Consider the following 17,872-nt stretch of genomic DNA (forward strand, 5'->3'; position numbering starts at 1 on the left):
ACGTGACGTCACAAAACAAGTTCCGTAACTGTTCAGTTGCAGATTCGGATTTCAGCCTTCTAGCTTTCCGGCAACGGATCAGGAGGAGAAACCATGGCCACCCCAGCCTATATCTACGATGCGGTGCGGACACCGCGCTCGCGCGGCAAGAAAGACGGCACCCTGCACGAGGTAAAGCCCATTCAACTGGCCGCCGGGCTGCTGCGCGAGTTGCAGTCGCGGCATGATCTGGACACCTCGCAGGTAGGTGACGTGATTTTGGGATGCACCGCGCCCGTCGGCGATCAGGGGGCCTGTGTGGCCAAGGCCGCCGTGCAGGCCGCGCATTGGGACGAGGCAGTACCCGGCGTTCAGCTTGACCGGTTCTGCGCTTCGGGTCTGGAGGCAGTGAACATGGCGGCCGCCAAGGTCGGATCGGATCAGGAAGATCTGGTCGTAGCAGGCGGTGTGGAATCCATGAGCCGAATTCCGATGCTGTCTCAGGGCGGGGCGATGTTCACCGACCCGGATTTCGTTATTGATCAGAACTCGGCCCCGCAGGGGATTGGCGCAGATCTGATCGCCACCATTGACGGTTACAGCCGCGAGGATGTGGATGCATTTGCCGTCGAAAGCCAGAAACGCGCGGCACATGCGCGCGACAACGGCTGGTTCGACCGGTCGGTGGTGCCGGTGAAGGATGAAAACGGCATCACGGTGCTGCAGCGCGATGACTACATCAAACCAAACACCGATATGCAGAAACTGGGCGCGCTGAATCCGTCCTTCGCGCAGATGGGTGGATTTGGATATGACGACATGGCGCTGGCCAAATATCCGCAGGTTTCGCGGATCAACCATGTGCACACGCCGGGCAATTCCTCGGGCATCGTGGATGGGTCGTCGGCGGTGATGATCGGTTCGGAAAAGTCGGGCAAGGAACTGGGGCTTGAGCCGCGTGCGCGGATCGTTTCGGCCACGGTGATCTCGACCGATCCGGTGATCATGCTGGCAGGTCCCGGACCGGCGGCAAAGAAGTGCCTCGACAAGGCAGGGCTCAAGGTCTCGGACATCGACATCTGGGAGATTAACGAAGCCTTCGCATCGGTTGCCATGCGCTACATGAAAGACCTCGAAATCGACCACGAAATCACCAACGTAAATGGCGGCGCGATTGCCATGGGTCATCCGCTGGGTGCAACCGGCGGGATGCTGGTTTCGACCGTTCTCGACGAGCTGGAGCGCCGTAATGCCAAGCGGGCCATGATCTCGCTGTGTGTGGGCGGCGGCATGGGTATCTCGACCCTGATCGAGCGTCTTTGAAGGAGAACGGATATGGGTGAATTTCGCTACGAAAAAGACGTCGACGGTATTGTCACGGTCACCATGGATATGGACGGCCCGGTAAACGCGATGAACGCGCAGTTCTGGCCGCTGTTTTCCGACACCATGGACCGGATCGAGGCCGAAGAGGGCCTGAAGGGTGTGATCTGGACCTCGGCCAAGGACACGTTCTTTGCCGGCGGTGATCTGAACATGCTGAAAAGCATCGAGGCAGATGGTGTTGATGAGCTGTTCCAATCCGTCGAGGCTACCAAAGCCGTGATGCGGCGGCAGGAGAAATTGCCGGTTCCGGTGGTTGCCGCCATCAATGGGGCTGCGCTGGGTGGAGGCTATGAGATCTGCCTTGCCTGCAACTATCGCATCGCCGCCGAGAACCCGAAAACCAAGATCGGCCTGCCCGAGGTGACGCTGGGCCTGTTGCCCGGCGGGGGTGGCGTGGTTCGCCTGACCTACCTGCTGGGCATGGAAGGTGCGATGCCATTCCTGCTGGAGGGCCGTCAGGTTTCACCTGACAAGGCGATGAAGGCCGGGTTGATTCACGAGGTGGTTCCGCCCGAACAACTGCTGAGCCGGGCCAAGGAATGGATATTGTCGGTACAAGGTGACGAGGCGGCGATAACGCAGCCGTGGGATACCAAGGGCTACAAGATACCCGGAGGCCCTTCGACATCACCCAAGAACATGACCCGCATCGCCGGGGCCGCCGCGATGCTGTTCAAAAAGACGCGGGGGCTGATGCCAGCGCCGGTCAAAATCCTCGACATCATGACCGAAGCAGCAGGCAAGGTCGATTTCGAAACCGCCCAACGATATGAGAGCCGCCGTTTTGTCTCGCTGACACCGATGGCCACAACCAAGAACATGATTGAAACGCTGTTCTTTGGCATGAACAAGGTCAATGGCGGCGCAAGCCGTCCCAAGGGTGTACCACCATCAAAGGTCGAGCGGCTGGGCATTCTTGGCGCGGGCATGATGGGTCAGGGCATCGCCTATTCCGCAGCGATGGCCGGTTTGCCGGTGGTGTTGAAAGACATGTCGATGGAGGCCGCAGAAAACGGCAAGGCCTACACCGCCGGGTTGCTGGACAAACGGGTCAAACGCGGCCGCATGTCGCCCGAGCAGCGGGATGCAGTGCTGGCCCTGATCACGCCGACGGATCAGTCGGACGACCTGAAAGGCTGCGATCTGATCATCGAGGCGGTGTTCGAGAAAATCGACATCAAGGACGCCGTTCTGGCCGAGCATGAGGCGCTGCTGGCCGAAAATGGCGTCTGGGGATCGAACACCTCGACCCTGCCGATCACACGGCTGGCCACCGGAGCCGCGAAGCCCGAGAATTTCGTCGGCCTGCACTTCTTCTCTCCCGTCGACAAGATGCCGTTGCTGGAAATCATCGCTGGTGAAAAGACGTCGGACGAAACGCTGGCGCGTGCCTTCGACTTTGCCCGCCAGATCCGGAAAACCCCGATCATCGTCGGGGACAGCACCGGGTTCTACACCTCGCGCACCATCGGCACCAAGATCATCGAAGCTGCTGAACTTGTGGCCGAAGGGCATGATCCGGTGCGCGTCGACAACCTGTCGCGCCTTACCGGAATGCCGACGGGGATGCTGTCGCTGCTGGATGAGGTGCAGATCAAGCTGGTCACCGACATCTACAACACACAGGTTGAGATGGGCCTGCTGGACCCCGCGCAGGAACAGAACCCCGGCGCGCGCGCCATGCTGGCCGAAATGATCAGCCAGCACGGACGCCACGGCCGTGCAACCGGCAAGGGTTTTTATGACTATACCGATGAGGGCAAGACAATCTGGCCGGGTCTCGAGGCCTGGCGCAAGGATGACGTGCAGATCAGCGATCAGGACATACAGGATCGCATCCTATTCCGCGCGGTTCTGGAAAGCCTGCGGTGTCTGGAAGAAGGCGTTTTGCGCACGGTGGCCGACGGCAATGTCGGTTCAATTCTTGGCATCGGCGCACCGGTTCATACGGGCGGGTACATTCAATACGTGAACACCTATGGGCCTGAACGGTTTCTGACACGGTGCGAGGAACTGGCCAAAGCCTATGGCCCACGTTTTGAGCCGCCCGAAATCCTGAAACAACATGTGGCAGAGCAAAAGACCTTTGCCTGATCTGAACGGCGCGGCTTACCCCCGCGCCGTCATTTTTTTAGTGCTGCGTCCAGCAGTGTTTGTGCTGCCTCTTTTGCGTCCCGTGCCGGTTCGCAGTTGTTCAGCAGAACCGACGTGACAATCGCCCCTTCCTTCAAAAGCAGGATCTGACACCCCAGTTTTTCGGGGTCAGACACGCCGGCGTCGCGCGCCAGCCGCGTGAAATGCTCCAGCAGCAGGCGCTTGTGCTCTGCCGCCTGAACGTGGATCGGGTGATCCTTTTCCTGAAACTCGGCCCCCGCCTTGATGAACATGCAGCCGCGATAGGTGTCTTTTTCAAACCACTCCTGCAGCACATCAAATCCCGCGATAAGCTGACCCGCGGGCGTGTCCGCCAGTTCTTCGACACGGCGCAGAAACCAGTTGCGAAAACTCTCATCCCGCAGGCGCAGCGCGGCCAAGATCAGCTCTTCCTTGGTGCGGAAGTGTTTGTACATCGACGTTTTCGACACACCGGTTTCAACAACCAGCTTGTCCATTCCGGTGGCATGGAAGCCGTCGCGGTAAAAGACCTCCAGCGCCTTTCGGACAAGCTCATCCCGTTTGTTTGGGCGCATGATTCGGCTCCTTGGTGTACAGATCAGTACATAGTAGTGAATCTACCCAGACGCAAATATCCATGGTAACGCATTGTTATTGATCACTTTTACAAACACGAAACTCTACCTCGAAAAAATGTTACCGCGCATGACTTGAAATAGTTTACCGATCTGTACACTTTAACTGCATCATTTACCGATCTGTACACCAAGGATCTGACCGATGCGCCGCCATGCCAGTTTGTTTCACACCCGGCACGTTCCTCTTCTTCTGACTCTGGCGCTACTCGCCGCCACTCTCGCCTGAAAGAACCGAATGATATGACCCGCCCTCCTCTGCCTCCTTTCACTGCAGAAACCGCTAAGCAAAAGGTGCGCCTGGCCGAAAACGGATGGAACAGCCGCGATCCCGATGTCGTCACACCGGCCTACACCGAAGACAGCCAGTGGCGGAACCGGGCCGAGTTCCTGTCCGGGCACGACCAGATCCACGCCTTTCTGACCCGCAAGTGGAACCGGGAACTGGACTATCGCCTGATCAAGGAACTGTGGTCCTATTCCGGCAATCGCATTGCGGTTCGATATGCTTATGAATGGCATGATGACAGCGGGCAGTGGTTTCGCTCTTATGGCAATGAAAATTGGGAATTCGCCGAAGATGGCCGTATGGCGCGCCGCCACGCGTCGCTGAACGATCTGCCGATTACCGGGGACCAGCGCCTGTTTCATTGGCCAGCCGGCCCCCGACCCGACGATCATCCTGGCCTGTCCGAACTTGGCCTCTGAAAGGAACCGCCATGCCCCGCGCCTTTGCAGAACTGACTTTCACCCCCGCCGTCCGCGCCCATCAGGAAAGGATGGGATCAGCGGCCTCATATGCGAAATTCATCAATGGCGGCCCGCAGCAGGGCCATCAGATCGGCGATGCCGAAAAGGCGTTTATCGAGGCGCGCGACGGGTTCTATCAGGCCACTGTGTCCGAGACGGGCTGGCCCTATGTGCAATTCCGCGGCGGACCCGTCGGGTTCCTGAAGGTGTTGGGCCCAACAACGATCGGCTATGCGGATTTCTCGGGCAACAGGCAGTATATATCGCGCGGAAATTTGGATGGTAACGATCGGATTGCGATGATCCTGATGGATTACGCGAACCAGCGCCGGCTCAAGATACTTGGACGCATGGAATTTACCGAAGGCGACGCCGCCGCCGTGGCCCTTTACCCGGACGGGGCAGAGGCCCCCGCCGAACGGGCCGCCATCATCCGGGTCGAGGCGCTGGACTGGAATTGCCCGCGCCACATCACGCCCCGCTTTACCGAGGCAGAGCTTAAACCGCATCTGAATACTTTGGGGCAGCAACTGGCCCAGTTGCAGCAGGAAAACGAACGGTTGAAGGCGGAACTCGCCGCACGGCCCTGACATGCCGTTCATGTAGAAAGACGTCAGCGTTCAGTCCCTGCCGGTCGAAACCATTGCCTCGATTCCCGCTGCGCAGAATTCGATCAGGCGATCCAGACCGGACAAGTCCCCGCCTTGCGACAACGCCTCGACCCGCCACGCGCTGTTGAGATGGGCCAGCATGGCCGACACGGAATAAACCTGACCGGTTGCCAGCACCGCCGGATCAACGCCGTGATACAGCGCCGTGATTTCCGCAATGAACCGCCGGGCTGTTGGGTCAAAACACTCTGCCGCAATGTCGTGCCAGCGCGGGTCGACCGAGACATGCGCGACCAGACGCCCGTAGGCCATCCACCCCGGCCCGCCGGTCTGCGCCAGTGTCACGTAGGGGCGGATGAAGCAATCCAGAATGCCCCGCAAGGTTGCCTGCCCCTGCGATTTAAGCGCCTCAAGCGCCTCGATCCGGATTCGGGCCAGTTCGTCCGCACGGCGGGCAACAGCCTGATGAAACAGCTCTTCTTTTCCACCACCGTGATGATGTACCAGCCCCACCTGCACCCCGGCCAACGCCGCTATATCGCGGATAGATGCACCTTCGAATCCTCTTTCTGCAAATACGGCCTCAGCCGCATCCAGAATCCGGGCTTTGGTTTGCAGGGACCGCTGCGAGGGTGCCCTTTGCCTTTGTTTTTGCGTGATTTTCGCCGTCATGAGATTCATCTTGCCTTATTTTGAACGTTCGTTCAAGTTAAGCATCGCGAACAGGGGAGAGTTCATGACGGAAACGCGCGAGGCATTCGCCTTGATCGGGGCCGGTCCTATGGGGCTGGCTGCGGCAAAGGTGCTCAAGGAACAGGGCATCCCGTTTCAGGGGTTCGAGTTGCATTCCGATGTGGGCGGATTGTGGGATATCGACGCCCCCAAATCGACGATGTACGAAACGGCCCACCTGATTTCATCCAAGCGGATGACCGAGTTCGCCGATTTTCCGATGTGCGACACGGTGGCTGAATACCCGTCACACCGGGCGATGAGGGATTATTTTCGCGATTTCGCCACGCGCTTCGGGTTGCGCGAGCACTACAGGTTTGGCGCGGAAGTCATCGAAACTGCCCCTTTGGGCGCACCGGGTGAGGGCTGGCGTGTGAAATGGCGCGACGCCGATGGTTCGCACGAGGCCGAATTTGCGGGTGTGTTGATTGCCAACGGCACGCTGTCAGAACCCAACATGCCCGAATTTGACGGCACATTCGACGGCGACCTGATACATGCCTCGCAATACCGCTATCCCGGTCAGTTCGACGGCAAGCGGGTTCTGATCCTAGGCGCGGGTAATTCTGGCTGCGACATCGCGGTTGATGCCATTCACCACGCAAAACGGTGCGATCTGTCCATGCGGCGCGGGTATTATTTCGTGCCCAAATACGTGTTCGGCAAACCCGCCGATACGATGGGCGGCAAGATTCAATTGCCCATGTGGCTCAAGCGCAAGGTGGACAGTCTGATCCTTGGCTGGTTTGTGGGGAACCCGCAAAAGTACGGTTTTCCCAAGCCGGACTACAAACTGTACGAAAGCCATCCGGTCGTGAACTCACTGGTCCTCTACCACGCGGGGCACGGCGATCTGCGCATTCAGCCCGACATCGAACGTCTGGACGGAAAAACGGTCCACTTCAGGGATGGCAGCAGCGAAGATTACGACATGATACTCGCCGCCACTGGGTACAAGCTGCACTATCCGTTCATCAACCGCGACCTGCTGAACTGGCAGGGGGACGCACCGCATCTGTACCTTAATGCGATGCATCCAGACAGGGATGATCTGTTCATTCTCGGAATGATCGAAGCAACCGGGTTGGGCTGGCAGGGACGGCACGAGCAGGCCGAGATGGTGGCGCGCTATATAAAAGGTATTCGCAACAGCTGCCCGGTAGCGGCTGAGCTGAAAGCCAAAAAACAGGAAAACTATGGGCGCGCCACCGGAGGCATGAACTACCTCAACCTCGCCCGCATGGCCTATTACGTGGACAAGGCAACCTATCGAAAAGCGGTCACAGGCTGGATCAACCGGTTCAGGAAAGCCGCCCCATGACCGGCATCGATGAAATCACGCTGAACTTCAGTCCCGTGTCGATGATGCTGCTGAACGCAATTCTGGCGGTGGTGATGTTTTCCATCGCCATCGATCTGACACCACAGGATTTTCAGCGCCTGCGCCGCGCCCCCAAGCCGGTGATTGTGGGACTGGCATCGCAATTCATCGTCCTGCCCGTTTTGACCTTTGCACTGGTCTGGCTGATGGCTCCACGCCCCTCAATCGCGCTGGGGCTGATCCTTGTGGCGGCCTGTCCGGGGGGCAACATCTCGAACTTCATCACGCACAGGGCGGGTGGCAACGCCGCCCTTTCGGTATCCATGACGGCCTTTGCAACAATAGGCGCAATTGTCATGACGCCCGCCAACATTGCGCTTTGGGGCGGGCTTTATCCGCCAACGCGCGCGATCCTGCAGCGCACCGAAATCGATCCGGTTCAGATCGCCATCACCGTGGGCCTGATGCTGATCCTGCCGCTGGTTCTGGGCGTAACGCTGAACCAGCGACGCCCGGAATTGACCGCGCGTCTGCGCAAGCCGCTGCAATATCTGTCGATGGGTATTTTTGTTGCCTTCATCATTCTCGCTCTGGCTGCAAACTGGGGATTTTTCCTCAGCTTCGCCGGGGCCGTTGCCGGGCTTGTGATCCTTCACAACGCGCTGGCTCTGGGGGGCGGCTGGGTTGTGGCCACTCTGACCCGGCTGTCCCCCTATGATCGCCGCTCGGTCACGATCGAAACCGGTATCCAGAATTCCGGGCTGGGCCTTGTTCTGATCTTCGCCTTTTTCAACGGGCTTGGGGGCATGGCCGTCGTCGCCGCATTCTGGGGCATCTGGCACGCGATTTCCGGGATTGCGCTGGCTTCACTCATGGCCCGGACCCAGGCCGCCCGATGACCCGCATCCTGATCACCGGAGCCGCCGGAATGGTGGGGCGTGCATTGCTTGCGGAACTGGAAGGGGCCGAGGTGTTTGCGACTGACCTGCACCGTCCCGATCCCATGCCGGACGGGATGAGTTTTTTGCGCATGGACGTCACTACGGGCGAGCCCGCCCGCGTCATCGCTAAGGTTCGACCTGATGTCATCGTGCATCTGGCCTCGATTGTGACTCCGACGCCAGACATGGGTCGTCAGACAGCGTTTGCGGTGGATGTGGAAGGTACGCGAAAGGTCGTGAATGCGGCCATTGCCAACGGGGTCAGGCGGCTTGTCGTCACCTCATCCGGAGCGGCCTATGGCTATCACCCTGACAACCGCGTGCCCCTGCGTGAGTGCGATCCACTGCGCGGTAACACCGAGTTTCCCTATTCCGACCACAAGCGGCAGGTCGAAGAGCTGTTGGCCGAGGCCCGTAAGGTCGCGCCCGGGCTGGAGCAGGTCATTCTGCGTGTCGGGACCGTTCTGGGCGAAGGAGCCGAAAACCAGATCACCGCGCTGTTTCACAAACCGCGACTGCTGGCAGTGTCGGGCAGCGAAAGCCCGTTTGTCTTTATCTGGACTCGCGATCTGGCCCATATCCTGAAACGCGCGGCAACCGATGGTCCGGCTGGGATTTACAACGTAGCGGGAGACGGCGCACTGGGTGTGTCCGATCTTGCCGGCGCATTGGGCAAACCGGTACTGCGCCTCCCGCCCTGGCTGCTCAAAGCCGCACTTGCCATCGCCCGCCCGCTGGGGCTGTCGCGCTATGGGCCTGAACAGGTTCGGTTTCTGCAATACCGGCCGGTACTGGCGAATGACGCCCTGAAATCAGAATTCGGATACACGCCCGAGAAATCCAGCGCCGAGGTCTTTGATCTTTGGAAAAAGCAGGCGGGCCTGTGAAGACTGCTGTCATATCCGGGGGTGCGGGTGGATTGGGACAGGCCCTTTCAGCCGCATTGCAGCGCGACGGCTGGCGCGTGGTCCTACTGGATCTGGATGTAACCGGGCTGCACCCAGCCCCAACTCAGTTGCCGGTAACCTGCGATCTGACTGACCTCGGGCAACTGGAAAATGCCGTACAGAAGGTATTGGCGGCAAGCGACAGCATCGATCTGGTGATCTACAATGCGGGAATTACCCAGATCTGCGGGTTTGACAGGTCGGACGAGGCTAGCCATCGTCGGGTATTCGAAATCAACTACTTCGCGGCCATCGCCATGGCCCGTGCCTTTCTGCCCGAGATACGGAAATCCAAAGGGGCGCATCTGGCGATATCATCGGTTGCCGGTTTCGCCCCGCTTTATCATCGCACCGCTTATGCGGCGTCAAAACATGCGCTGGAGGGGTTTTTCAAATCCCTTCGGTCCGAGGAAAAGCCGTTCGGTGTCCGTGTTCACATCGCCTGCCCGTCTTTTGTCGCCACCAATCCGGACAATGACGGACGGCAGGCTGACGGTACGTCCCGCCCCGGCTCCGCTGCCGACGGCATGGACTCGATGACGCCCGAAAAGGCTGCCGACACCATCCTGAACGGCATCAGACACGGCAGGTTCACGATCCCGGTCGGCAGGGTGGCCTTTGTTGCCTGGCTGATCAATCGTCTGTCTCCGCGCCTGTACCAGCGACTGATGGAGCGGAATATTCGTGGAGCCTTGACGAAAAAAGTGTGATCAGCCCTTGACCTTCCCGTGACTGGAACCCCCATTTGATTGTCAGGTTCCAGATCAGGACGACTCGGATGACACCTCAAACAACACAACTCAAGATCACCGGCATGAGCTGCGCGTCCTGTGTTGCACGCGTTGAAACCGCGTTGCGCGACGTCGATGGCGTTACCGATGCGTCGGTCAATTTCGCAACCGGGACCGCTCAGGTAGATTATGCTGGGCCGGTCGCCGCCTTGACCGATGCGCTGGATGCTGTCGGATATTCGGCTGCCACGCAGGAAACTGTTCTGAAGATCGATGGCATGAATTGCGCCTCATGCGTGGCCAAGCTGGAGCGCACGCTGAAGGCGGCTCCGGGTGTTATCGATGCTAGCGTGAATCTTGCGACCGAAAGGGCGAGCGTCACTTATGCCGAAGGCGCAACCGATCCCGGCGCCCTTGCCGCGGTTTCGACAGAACTCGGCTATCCGGCGCAGCCAATTGGTGATGGTAGCGACACTCAGACCCATAACGATCAAAAGGATCAGGAAATCAAATCCCTGACCAGATCAACGATATTGGCGGCAGCTTTGGCTTTGCCCGTATTCATTCTTGAAATGGGCGGACACATGATTCCGGCGTTTCACCACTGGGTTCATGCCACGATCGGCGCGCAAACCAGCCAGTTGATCCAGTTCGCGCTGACCTCGGCCCTTTTGATCGGTCCAGGTCGGGTGTTTTACGCCAAAGGCATCCCCTCGCTGCTAAGAGGGGCGCCGGACATGAACGCTCTGGTCGCGCTTGGTACGGCCGCCGCTTATTTCTATTCTGTGGTCGCGACCTTTGCACCGCAGGTTTTGCCGCAAGGCACTGCCAACGTCTATTTCGAAGCGGCTGCCGTTATCGTCGTGCTCATCCTGCTGGGCCGCCTGCTGGAAGCGCGCGCCAAAGGGCGAACCGGATCGGCGATCCGCAAAATGATCGGTTTGCAGCCCAAAACGGCGCGGGTCGAACAGGACGGCAAAACGGTTGATTTGCCGATAGCCTCGATTGTTGCCGGAAACATCCTGCAAATCCGACCGGGCGAGCGTGTTCCCGTGGATGCAGAGGTATTGGACGGCACCTCGTATGTCGACGAAAGCATGATCACGGGCGAGCCGGTTCCGGTCAGCAAAACGACCGGATCCGAAGTTGTCGGCGGCACCGTGAACGGAACAGGCGCGTTGCGTGTCCGTGCCACCCGCGTGGGCGCGGATACCGTTCTGGCGCAGGTCATTCGCATGGTCGAACAGGCGCAAGGGGCCAAACTGCCGATTCAGGGGCTGGTTGACCGGATCACGCACCGCTTTGTTCCGGTGGTGATTGCCGTTGCGATCCTGACGGTTGTTGTCTGGCTGATTGTCGGCCCATCACCATCACTGCCGCTTGCGCTGGTCGCGGGCGTATCGGTTCTGATAATCGCCTGCCCCTGCGCTATGGGGCTGGCCACGCCAACATCGATCATGGTGGGGACCGGGCGCGCGGCTGAGCTGGGGGTTCTGTTTCGCAAGGGCGATGCCTTGCAGCAGCTTCAGCAGGCGCGCGTCGTTGCGCTGGACAAGACCGGCACACTGACGCTGGGCCGACCCGAACTGGTCGATGTCATCACGACAGGAGGATTTGCCCGTGACGAGGTGTTGCGCCTGGCCGCAGCGGCTGAGGCGCAGTCGGAGCATCCGATTGCCGCCGCCATCACCCGCGCTGGACCATCTGAGTTGCCTAAACCTGCGGAATTTGAATCGCTCACGGGCCTTGGGCTTCGCGCACGCGTCGATGGGCGTGATATTCTGGTCGGTTCTGCACGGCTCATGTCTCAGGAAAGTATCGATCTGTCACAGCTTGAACCGGCAGCGCTTAAACTGGCAGATGAAGGCGCGACGCCGCTTTATGTCGCCATCGATGGCAGCCCCGCCGCCGCACTGGCGGTTTCCGATCCGATCAAGCCGGGCACCCGTGAAGCTATCGGTCAGTTGCACGACATGGGTCTGACCCTGGCCATGGTCACCGGCGACAATGCCCGCACGGCAAATGCGCTGGCCGACAAATTGGGCATCGACCATGTGACTGCCGAAGTTCTGCCGGACGGCAAGGTTGCCGCCATTGAGGCACTGCGCGACACCCATGGAACGCTTGCCTTTGTGGGTGACGGAATTAACGATGCCCCGGCCTTGGCTGCTGCTGATATCGGGGTGGCCATTGGCACCGGAACCGATGTGGCCATCGAAACAGCGGATGTGGTCCTGATGTCGGGCGATCTGCGTGGCGTGGTGAACGCGGTCGAGATCAGCCGCCGAACCATGCGCAACATCCGTCAGAATCTGGGCTGGGCCTTCGGCTACAATGTCCTTCTGATCCCCGTGGCGGCTGGCGTGCTGTATCCATTTGGCGAGCACCTTCTGTCCCCGGCGCTGGCAGCCGGTGCCATGGCACTGTCGAGTGTCTTTGTCGTCTCGAACGCCCTGCGTCTGCGCCGGGTGCGGCCCAGCATGCCCGAAGACACGCAGCCGGTATCGACACAGGAGGTTCACTCATGAATATCGGAGATGTCGCAACCCGAACCGGTCTGCCCGCGAAAACCATCCGCTATTACGAGGATATCGGCCTGATCAGGCCGCTGCGCGACGACAACGGGTATCGCCGGTTCCGCGATCAGGATCTGCACAAGCTGAACTTTCTGGGACGCGCCCGCGCTCTGGGCTTCACGATCGAGGATTGCCGCACCTTGCTGGCGCTATACGAGGATGAAACCCGCGCCAGCGCCGACGTGAAACGTGTCGCGCGGGATCATCTGGCACAGATCGAAGCCAAGATCGCCGACCTGAATGCCATGCGCGACACGCTGAGTCATCTGGTCGACGCCTGCGCGGGTGACGACCGGCCCGATTGCCCGATCCTGCAGGATCTGGGCAGCAAATCGTGACGCGGGGTTGCCCTTTGGGTTCAGCTTTGCTTTGTCTCTGCCAGATATTTCCGGCCCGCTGAACTTTCCCAGCGGGGTTGGACAGCAGAGAGGATCACCAGATGGCAAAAGTCGCGTTCCTTGGCCTTGGTGTCATGGGATATCCCATGGCAGGTCACCTTCAGGCCGCGGGCCATGAGGTTACCGTTTACAACCGCACGGCCGCCAAGGCCGAAGCCTGGGTTGCCCAGCATGGCGGGGCGATGGCTGCCACTCCGGCAGAGGCGGCGAAGGGGGCGGAACTGGTCATGGCCTGTGTCGGCAATGACGACGATCTGCGCATGGTCTGCTTGGGCGATGGTGGCGCGTTTCACGGCATGTCACGTGGGGCCATTTTTGTCGATCACACCACCGTTTCGGCCAAGGTGACCAACGAGCTTTATGATGCTGCCAAAACCATGGGCATCTCTTTCGTGGACGCGCCGATTTCGGGCGGACAGGCAGGGGCCGAAAATGGCGTCCTGTCGATCATGTGCGGCGGCGATCAGGACGCCTATGACAAGGCCGAGCCGGTGATGCAGGTCTATTCCAAGATATGCCGCCGGATTGGCGAAAGCGGCGCCGGGCAAATGACCAAGATGTGCAACCAGATCGCCATCGCCGGATTGGTTCAGGGCCTCAGCGAAGCCCTTCATTTTGCGGAAAAGGCAGGTCTGGACGGGCGCGCAGTGGTCGAGGTCATCAGCCAGGGTGCCGCAGGCAGCTGGCAGATGGTCAACCGGCACGAAACGATGCTGGACGATCATTTCGACTATGGTTTCGCCGTCGACTGGATGCGCAAGGATCTGGGTATCTGTCTGGACGCCGCCAACGAAAGCGGCGCTTCCCTGCCCGTTACCGCGCTGGTCGATCAGTTTTACAAGGACGTTCAGAAACTGGGCGGCGGGCGCTGGGATACGTCCTCGCTTTTCAAACGGCTGCGGGCGCTGGACTAAAGGACCTCAATGCAGATGAGTGACATGACGGATTTCTGGGCCGCTGCCCTGCGGCAACATTGGGGGCTCAAGGCCCGGCTGTCGCGACTGGACGGCGAATATGACCTGAACTTTCTGGTCGAGGCCAAAAATGGTCAGGACTATGTGCTGAAGGTCATGCGCGCGGGCTGCGAAGCCGGGTTTGTCGACCTGCAGGTGAAGACTCTGGAATATATCGCGGCCGAGGCCCCGGGGCTGCCGTTTCCCAAGGTTCTGCCGGACCTGAAAGGCGTCCAGCTGCCCGAGATACCCGATGAACAGGGCCAGCAGCGCCTAGTCTGGCTGCAGGAACGGCTACCCGGTCGTTGCTACGCAAAGGCCACGCCAAAGACCGACGAACTGATCATGAAACTGGGCCGGGTTCTGGGCGCCACCGACAGGGCACTGGAACGGTTCAGTCACCCAAACCTGCACCGCGAGGATTTCAAATGGGATCTGACGCAGGCGGGCTGGATCTCTGACAAGATGGGCGCAATCGCAGACCCGGCCCGGCGTGCATTGCTTGAGGAGATCGCCGCGCAATTCGACGCCATCTCGGATCATTTGGCGGACCTGCCCAAACAGGCCATCCACAACGACGCCAACGACTACAACATTCTGGTCGAGGGAGAGCTGAACGAACGTCAGAGCATTTCCGGCCTGATCGATCTGGGGGACATGTGTGCCGGCCCACGCATCTGCGATCTGGCAATTGCCGGAGCCTATATCGTACTGGATCATCCCAAGCCCGAGCGCGCTCTGGTCGCGCTGGTGCGCGGATATCACGCCGCCAACCGCCTGCGCCCGCAGGAGGTTGATCTGATCTGGCCGCTATTGCGGATGCGGCTTGCCGTCTCGGTTGTGAACTCGACCCTTATGGCGAGCGAAAACCCGGATGACCCGTATGTCACCATCAGTCAGGCGCCTGCGTGGCGGCTGCTGGAGAATGCATCGATCAACGGCGATCTGATGCCTGCCCGTCTGCGTGCGGCCTGTGGCCTGCCAGTGACCGACGGTGCCGAGCGCATCCACGCCTATCTTGCGGAACATCGCGGTCAGTTCGCTGAAATGTTCGGTCAGGACCTGACCGATGCGCCGATGGGGTCGCTGTCGGTCGAAAACTCGACCTGGCCACAGAACCCGTTCCACATGCCTCTGGATGAAGCCGCCCGCGTGGGCGAAGAATTCGGCGAAGGTCCCTGGCTGGGTTATTACAGTGAACCGCGCCTGATCTATGCCGAACCCGGTTTCCGCAAAGGGCCGTGGAAAGCCTCGGACCGACGCACCGTTCATCTGGCCGTTGACGTTTTCGCCCCGGCGGGAACCACGCTTTATGCCCCGCTCAGCGGACGGGTCGAGGTGGTCGAGAATCGCATCAGTCACCTTGATTACGGCGGAGTGGTGATCCTGCATCATGAAACACCCGAAGGTGATCCGTTTTACACGCTCTACGGTCACCTGGACCCCGAGATTTGCAGCAGGCTGAAACCCGGCGATCCGGTGGCGCAGGGGGCGGCTTTTGCGCGGCTTGGCGACGCCAGCCAGAATGGCGGCTGGGCGCCGCACGTTCATTTCCAACTGGCGCTGACCACCGACGGGATGCAGGCCGACTGGCCGGGCGTCGGCGACCCGGACGAGATGTATCTGTGGCATGCCGTCTGCCCCAACCCGGCGGCGTTGTTGAACCTTCCGGATGACAAGGTGTTCTATCGCCCGACCGACAAGCAGACGATCCTGCATGGTCGGCACGACCATTTCGGCGGCAATCTCAGCCTGACCTATGACAATCCGGTCATGCTGATGCGCGGCTGGAAGCATCATCTGTTCGACGAATGGGGCCGCCCCTATCTGGATGCCTATAACAATGTCCCGCATGTGGGCCATGCCCATCCCCGGATTCAGGGGGTTGCAGCGGATCAGCTAAAACGGATGAACTCGAACACCCGCTATCTGCATCCGGCGCAAACGGCCTTTGCCGAAAAGGTTCTGTCGAAGCTTCCCGATCATTTCGAGGTCTGCTTTTTCGTCAACTCAGGCACCGAGGCGAACGAGCTGGCCTTGCGGCTGGCCCGGGCGCATACCGGCGCAAGGGGCATGGTGACGCCGGATCACGGCTATCACGGCAACACAACAGGTGCGATCGACATCTCGGCCTACAAGTTCAACAAGCCGGGTGGCGGCGGACAGGCGGACTGGGTCGAACTGGTCGAAGTGGCGGACGATTATCGCGGATCATTCCGGCGCAACGATCCCGACCGCGCCACAAAGTTCGCGAATCTTGTCGATCCGGCAATTGCCGCACTGCAAGAAAAGGGTCACGGCGTTGCGGGCTTTATCGCCGAGACCTTCCCCTCGGTCGGCGGTCAGATCATCCCGCCCAAAGGGTACTTGCGCTCCGTCTACGAAAAGATCCGCGCGGCGGGCGGAGTCTGCATCGCGGACGAAGTGCAGACGGGCCTTGGCCGCTTGGGTGAGCACTATTTTGGTTTCGAACATCAAGGCGCGTTGCCCGATATCGTGGTGATGGGCAAACCTATCGGCAACGGTCATCCGCTGGGCGTTCTGGTAACAACCCGCGCCATTGCCGACAGCTTCAACAACGGGGTTGAGTTCTTTTCCACCTTCGGCGGTTCGACGCTGTCATGCCGTATCGGCAAAGAGGTTCTGGATATCGTCGACGACGAGGTCCTTCAGGACAATGCCCGCGCCATGGGCACACACCTGATCGAGGGGCTGCGCCGGATCGAAACCGATTTTGCCTGCGTCGGCGACGTGCGCGGCATGGGGCTGTTCCTTGGCGTTGAACTCATCAACCCGGATGGATCGGAAGGCACCGAAATCTGCAGTTTCGTCAAGAACAGGATGCGCGATCATCGTATCTTGATCGGCAGCGAAGGGCCAAAGGACAACATCCTGAAAATCCGCCCGCCGCTGACCATCGAAGCCGAAGACGTGGACATGATCCTGTGGGCCTTACGCAACGTGCTGGCCGAAGTCGGGGATTATACCCCTGTCCCGGCCTGTGATCACGAACACCACCACCATGGGTGTGGCTGCTGCTGAAACTGCAAAACCCCGGCGGGGATATGCCGGGGTTCTGCGCTCGCCGATGCTATAACACTGTAATCAGTGCAGTACCGACGAAGGGGTCTGATGCCCGGTTGTCGGCATTGGCACGACAGCCGTCATGCGGCGCAGCGCCAGCCCCAGCTGCTCGGACAAGGACGTCAGGGCGGGTGCAAAATCCGGGCGGACGATAAGCGAAGCCATCATCATCGCATCTTCCCTTTCGCCATCAGCCGCCGCAGCGATCATCTGGGCAAAACAGTTTTCGTCCGCGCCAAGACAGGCGCAGCCTAATCCGTGACGGATAAGCGGACGGCGGCCGTGCTGCGCACAAAGCGCGCAAAGGCGCTCCAGCGTCATCATGGCAGCGCGCCCCTGATCCGCGCCCAGCGCGATATCGAAATCACTGGCGGCATCGGCACGACCACCGGCACCTTCACCCCAAAGGCGAAGGTACATGACGGCGCCGGCCTCGACAGGGTTCAGATCGGCCAGACGGCCAACCGCCGCCCCGCCGCGAGGTGTCGGACGGCTCATTTCGTGAGGATCAGTTTGCCCGCGCGTGTGATGCGCAGCGTATATAGCTGATCGCCCAGTTCGATATGGGCGAGGTTGCCGCCTTTGGTCAGTTCCTCAGCCTTGTGGGCGGGAAGTATCGAGACAGCATAACCTTGGGTCGGAGTGGGGTTCTGGGCATTCATGGGGTCATCTCCAGAGCTTGAATCACGAGGGGCCTTGTCGCTCGGATCGTC

The 17,872-nt window shown here is 60.1% G+C and carries 16 protein-coding genes; 12 read left to right on the forward strand and 4 right to left on the reverse strand.

What is annotated here, in order from left to right:
- Positions 1 to 93 precede the first annotated feature (93 nt).
- Together ACR0NW_RS05700 and ACR0NW_RS05705 are read left to right on the forward strand one after the other, a co-directional pair.
- Complete coding sequence (locus ACR0NW_RS05700; protein WP_480448439.1) at positions 94 to 1,302, forward strand: acetyl-CoA C-acetyltransferase; 1,209 nt, start codon at positions 94 to 96, stop codon at positions 1,300 to 1,302.
- A 12-nt stretch (positions 1,303 to 1,314) separates the two neighbouring features.
- Positions 1,315 to 3,459: a 3-hydroxyacyl-CoA dehydrogenase NAD-binding domain-containing protein gene (locus ACR0NW_RS05705; RefSeq protein ID WP_480448437.1), complete on the forward strand. Its 2,145-nt coding sequence runs from the start codon at positions 1,315 to 1,317 to the stop codon at positions 3,457 to 3,459.
- Positions 3,460 to 3,488: 29 nt separating this feature from the next.
- Here ACR0NW_RS05705 and ACR0NW_RS05710 read toward each other — a convergent pair whose 3' ends face one another.
- Entirely contained in the window at positions 3,489 to 4,055 is a 567-nt protein-coding gene (locus tag ACR0NW_RS05710) for a TetR/AcrR family transcriptional regulator (RefSeq protein WP_480448436.1), read from the reverse strand.
- A gap of 303 nt (positions 4,056 to 4,358) precedes the next feature.
- Here ACR0NW_RS05710 and ACR0NW_RS05715 point away from each other — a divergent pair, with 303 nt between their 5' ends.
- Positions 4,359 to 4,823, forward strand: coding sequence for a nuclear transport factor 2 family protein (locus ACR0NW_RS05715; RefSeq protein WP_480448435.1), 465 nt, complete (start codon positions 4,359 to 4,361; stop codon positions 4,821 to 4,823).
- Positions 4,824 to 4,834: 11 nt separating this feature from the next.
- Positions 4,835 to 5,455 (forward strand): pyridoxamine 5'-phosphate oxidase family protein, encoded by a 621-nt coding sequence (locus ACR0NW_RS05720; RefSeq protein WP_480448434.1) that lies wholly within the window; start codon positions 4,835 to 4,837, stop codon positions 5,453 to 5,455.
- A 30-nt stretch (positions 5,456 to 5,485) separates the two neighbouring features.
- On the opposite strand, the gene ACR0NW_RS05725 is transcribed toward ACR0NW_RS05720, so the two are convergent.
- Entirely contained in the window at positions 5,486 to 6,148 is a 663-nt protein-coding gene (locus tag ACR0NW_RS05725) for a TetR/AcrR family transcriptional regulator (protein ID WP_480448433.1), read from the reverse strand.
- A gap of 64 nt (positions 6,149 to 6,212) precedes the next feature.
- Between ACR0NW_RS05725 and ACR0NW_RS05730 the strand changes: the two genes are divergently transcribed.
- From ACR0NW_RS05730 to ACR0NW_RS05765, 8 genes are all read left to right on the forward strand, one after another.
- Positions 6,213 to 7,529: a flavin-containing monooxygenase gene (locus tag ACR0NW_RS05730; protein WP_480448432.1), complete on the forward strand. Its 1,317-nt coding sequence runs from the start codon at positions 6,213 to 6,215 to the stop codon at positions 7,527 to 7,529.
- Positions 7,526 to 8,428 carry a bile acid:sodium symporter family protein gene (locus ACR0NW_RS05735; protein ID WP_480448431.1) on the forward strand — a complete coding sequence of 301 codons (903 nt, stop codon included), beginning with the start codon at positions 7,526 to 7,528 and terminating at the stop codon, positions 8,426 to 8,428. Before ACR0NW_RS05730 ends, ACR0NW_RS05735 begins: the two co-directional genes overlap by 4 nt.
- Positions 8,425 to 9,357, forward strand: a complete 933-nt coding sequence (locus tag ACR0NW_RS05740) for an SDR family oxidoreductase (RefSeq protein ID WP_480448430.1) — start codon at positions 8,425 to 8,427, stop codon at positions 9,355 to 9,357. Before ACR0NW_RS05735 ends, ACR0NW_RS05740 begins: the two co-directional genes overlap by 4 nt.
- Positions 9,354 to 10,127, forward strand: a complete 774-nt coding sequence (locus ACR0NW_RS05745; protein ID WP_480448428.1) for an SDR family NAD(P)-dependent oxidoreductase — start codon at positions 9,354 to 9,356, stop codon at positions 10,125 to 10,127. Before ACR0NW_RS05740 ends, ACR0NW_RS05745 begins: the two co-directional genes overlap by 4 nt.
- Positions 10,128 to 10,195: 68 nt before the next feature.
- A complete protein-coding gene (locus ACR0NW_RS05750; RefSeq protein WP_480448427.1) occupies positions 10,196 to 12,676 on the forward strand; it encodes a heavy metal translocating P-type ATPase in 2,481 nt (826 codons plus the stop codon).
- Positions 12,673 to 13,062 carry a Cu(I)-responsive transcriptional regulator gene (cueR, locus tag ACR0NW_RS05755; RefSeq protein WP_480448426.1) on the forward strand — a complete coding sequence of 130 codons (390 nt, stop codon included), beginning with the start codon at positions 12,673 to 12,675 and terminating at the stop codon, positions 13,060 to 13,062. The genes ACR0NW_RS05750 and cueR overlap by 4 nt, the downstream gene beginning before the upstream one ends.
- 101 nt (positions 13,063 to 13,163) lie before the next feature.
- Positions 13,164 to 14,036 (forward strand): NAD(P)-dependent oxidoreductase, encoded by an 873-nt coding sequence (locus ACR0NW_RS05760; protein ID WP_480448425.1) that lies wholly within the window; start codon positions 13,164 to 13,166, stop codon positions 14,034 to 14,036.
- A gap of 15 nt (positions 14,037 to 14,051) precedes the next feature.
- A complete protein-coding gene (locus ACR0NW_RS05765; protein ID WP_480448424.1) occupies positions 14,052 to 17,117 on the forward strand; it encodes an aminotransferase class III-fold pyridoxal phosphate-dependent enzyme in 3,066 nt (1,021 codons plus the stop codon).
- Positions 17,118 to 17,180: 63 nt separating this feature from the next.
- Here ACR0NW_RS05765 and ACR0NW_RS05770 read toward each other — a convergent pair whose 3' ends face one another.
- Positions 17,181 to 17,657, reverse strand: a complete 477-nt coding sequence (locus ACR0NW_RS05770) for a hypothetical protein (protein WP_480448423.1) — start codon at positions 17,655 to 17,657, stop codon at positions 17,181 to 17,183.
- A complete protein-coding gene (gene hemP, locus ACR0NW_RS05775; RefSeq protein WP_480449582.1) occupies positions 17,654 to 17,821 on the reverse strand; it encodes a hemin uptake protein HemP in 168 nt (55 codons plus the stop codon). The genes ACR0NW_RS05770 and hemP overlap by 4 nt, the downstream gene beginning before the upstream one ends.
- Positions 17,822 to 17,872: the final 51 nt, after the last annotated feature.

The sequence above is a fragment of the Ruegeria sp. CF5 genome, from assembly GCF_056537325.1.

Excerpts from the sequence above, each read along its gene's own strand:
- ACR0NW_RS05700 (WP_480448439.1), top strand. The coding sequence starts at position 94 with ATGGCCACCCCAGCCTATATCTACGATGCGGTGCGGACACCGCGCTCG.
- ACR0NW_RS05705 (WP_480448437.1), top strand. The coding sequence starts at position 1,315 with ATGGGTGAATTTCGCTACGAAAAAGACGTCGACGGTATTGTCACGGTC.
- ACR0NW_RS05710 (WP_480448436.1), bottom strand. The coding sequence starts at position 4,055 with ATGCGCCCAAACAAACGGGATGAGCTTGTCCGAAAGGCGCTGGAGGTC.
- ACR0NW_RS05715 (WP_480448435.1), top strand. The coding sequence starts at position 4,359 with ATGACCCGCCCTCCTCTGCCTCCTTTCACTGCAGAAACCGCTAAGCAA.
- ACR0NW_RS05720 (WP_480448434.1), top strand. The coding sequence starts at position 4,835 with ATGCCCCGCGCCTTTGCAGAACTGACTTTCACCCCCGCCGTCCGCGCC.
- ACR0NW_RS05725 (WP_480448433.1), bottom strand. The coding sequence starts at position 6,148 with ATGACGGCGAAAATCACGCAAAAACAAAGGCAAAGGGCACCCTCGCAG.
- ACR0NW_RS05730 (WP_480448432.1), top strand. The coding sequence starts at position 6,213 with ATGACGGAAACGCGCGAGGCATTCGCCTTGATCGGGGCCGGTCCTATG.
- ACR0NW_RS05735 (WP_480448431.1), top strand. The coding sequence starts at position 7,526 with ATGACCGGCATCGATGAAATCACGCTGAACTTCAGTCCCGTGTCGATG.
- ACR0NW_RS05740 (WP_480448430.1), top strand. The coding sequence starts at position 8,425 with ATGACCCGCATCCTGATCACCGGAGCCGCCGGAATGGTGGGGCGTGCA.
- ACR0NW_RS05750 (WP_480448427.1), top strand. The coding sequence starts at position 10,196 with ATGACACCTCAAACAACACAACTCAAGATCACCGGCATGAGCTGCGCG.
- cueR (WP_480448426.1), top strand. The coding sequence starts at position 12,673 with ATGAATATCGGAGATGTCGCAACCCGAACCGGTCTGCCCGCGAAAACC.
- ACR0NW_RS05760 (WP_480448425.1), top strand. The coding sequence starts at position 13,164 with ATGGCAAAAGTCGCGTTCCTTGGCCTTGGTGTCATGGGATATCCCATG.
- ACR0NW_RS05765 (WP_480448424.1), top strand. The coding sequence starts at position 14,052 with ATGAGTGACATGACGGATTTCTGGGCCGCTGCCCTGCGGCAACATTGG.
- ACR0NW_RS05770 (WP_480448423.1), bottom strand. The coding sequence starts at position 17,657 with ATGAGCCGTCCGACACCTCGCGGCGGGGCGGCGGTTGGCCGTCTGGCC.
- hemP (WP_480449582.1), bottom strand. The coding sequence starts at position 17,821 with ATGAATGCCCAGAACCCCACTCCGACCCAAGGTTATGCTGTCTCGATA.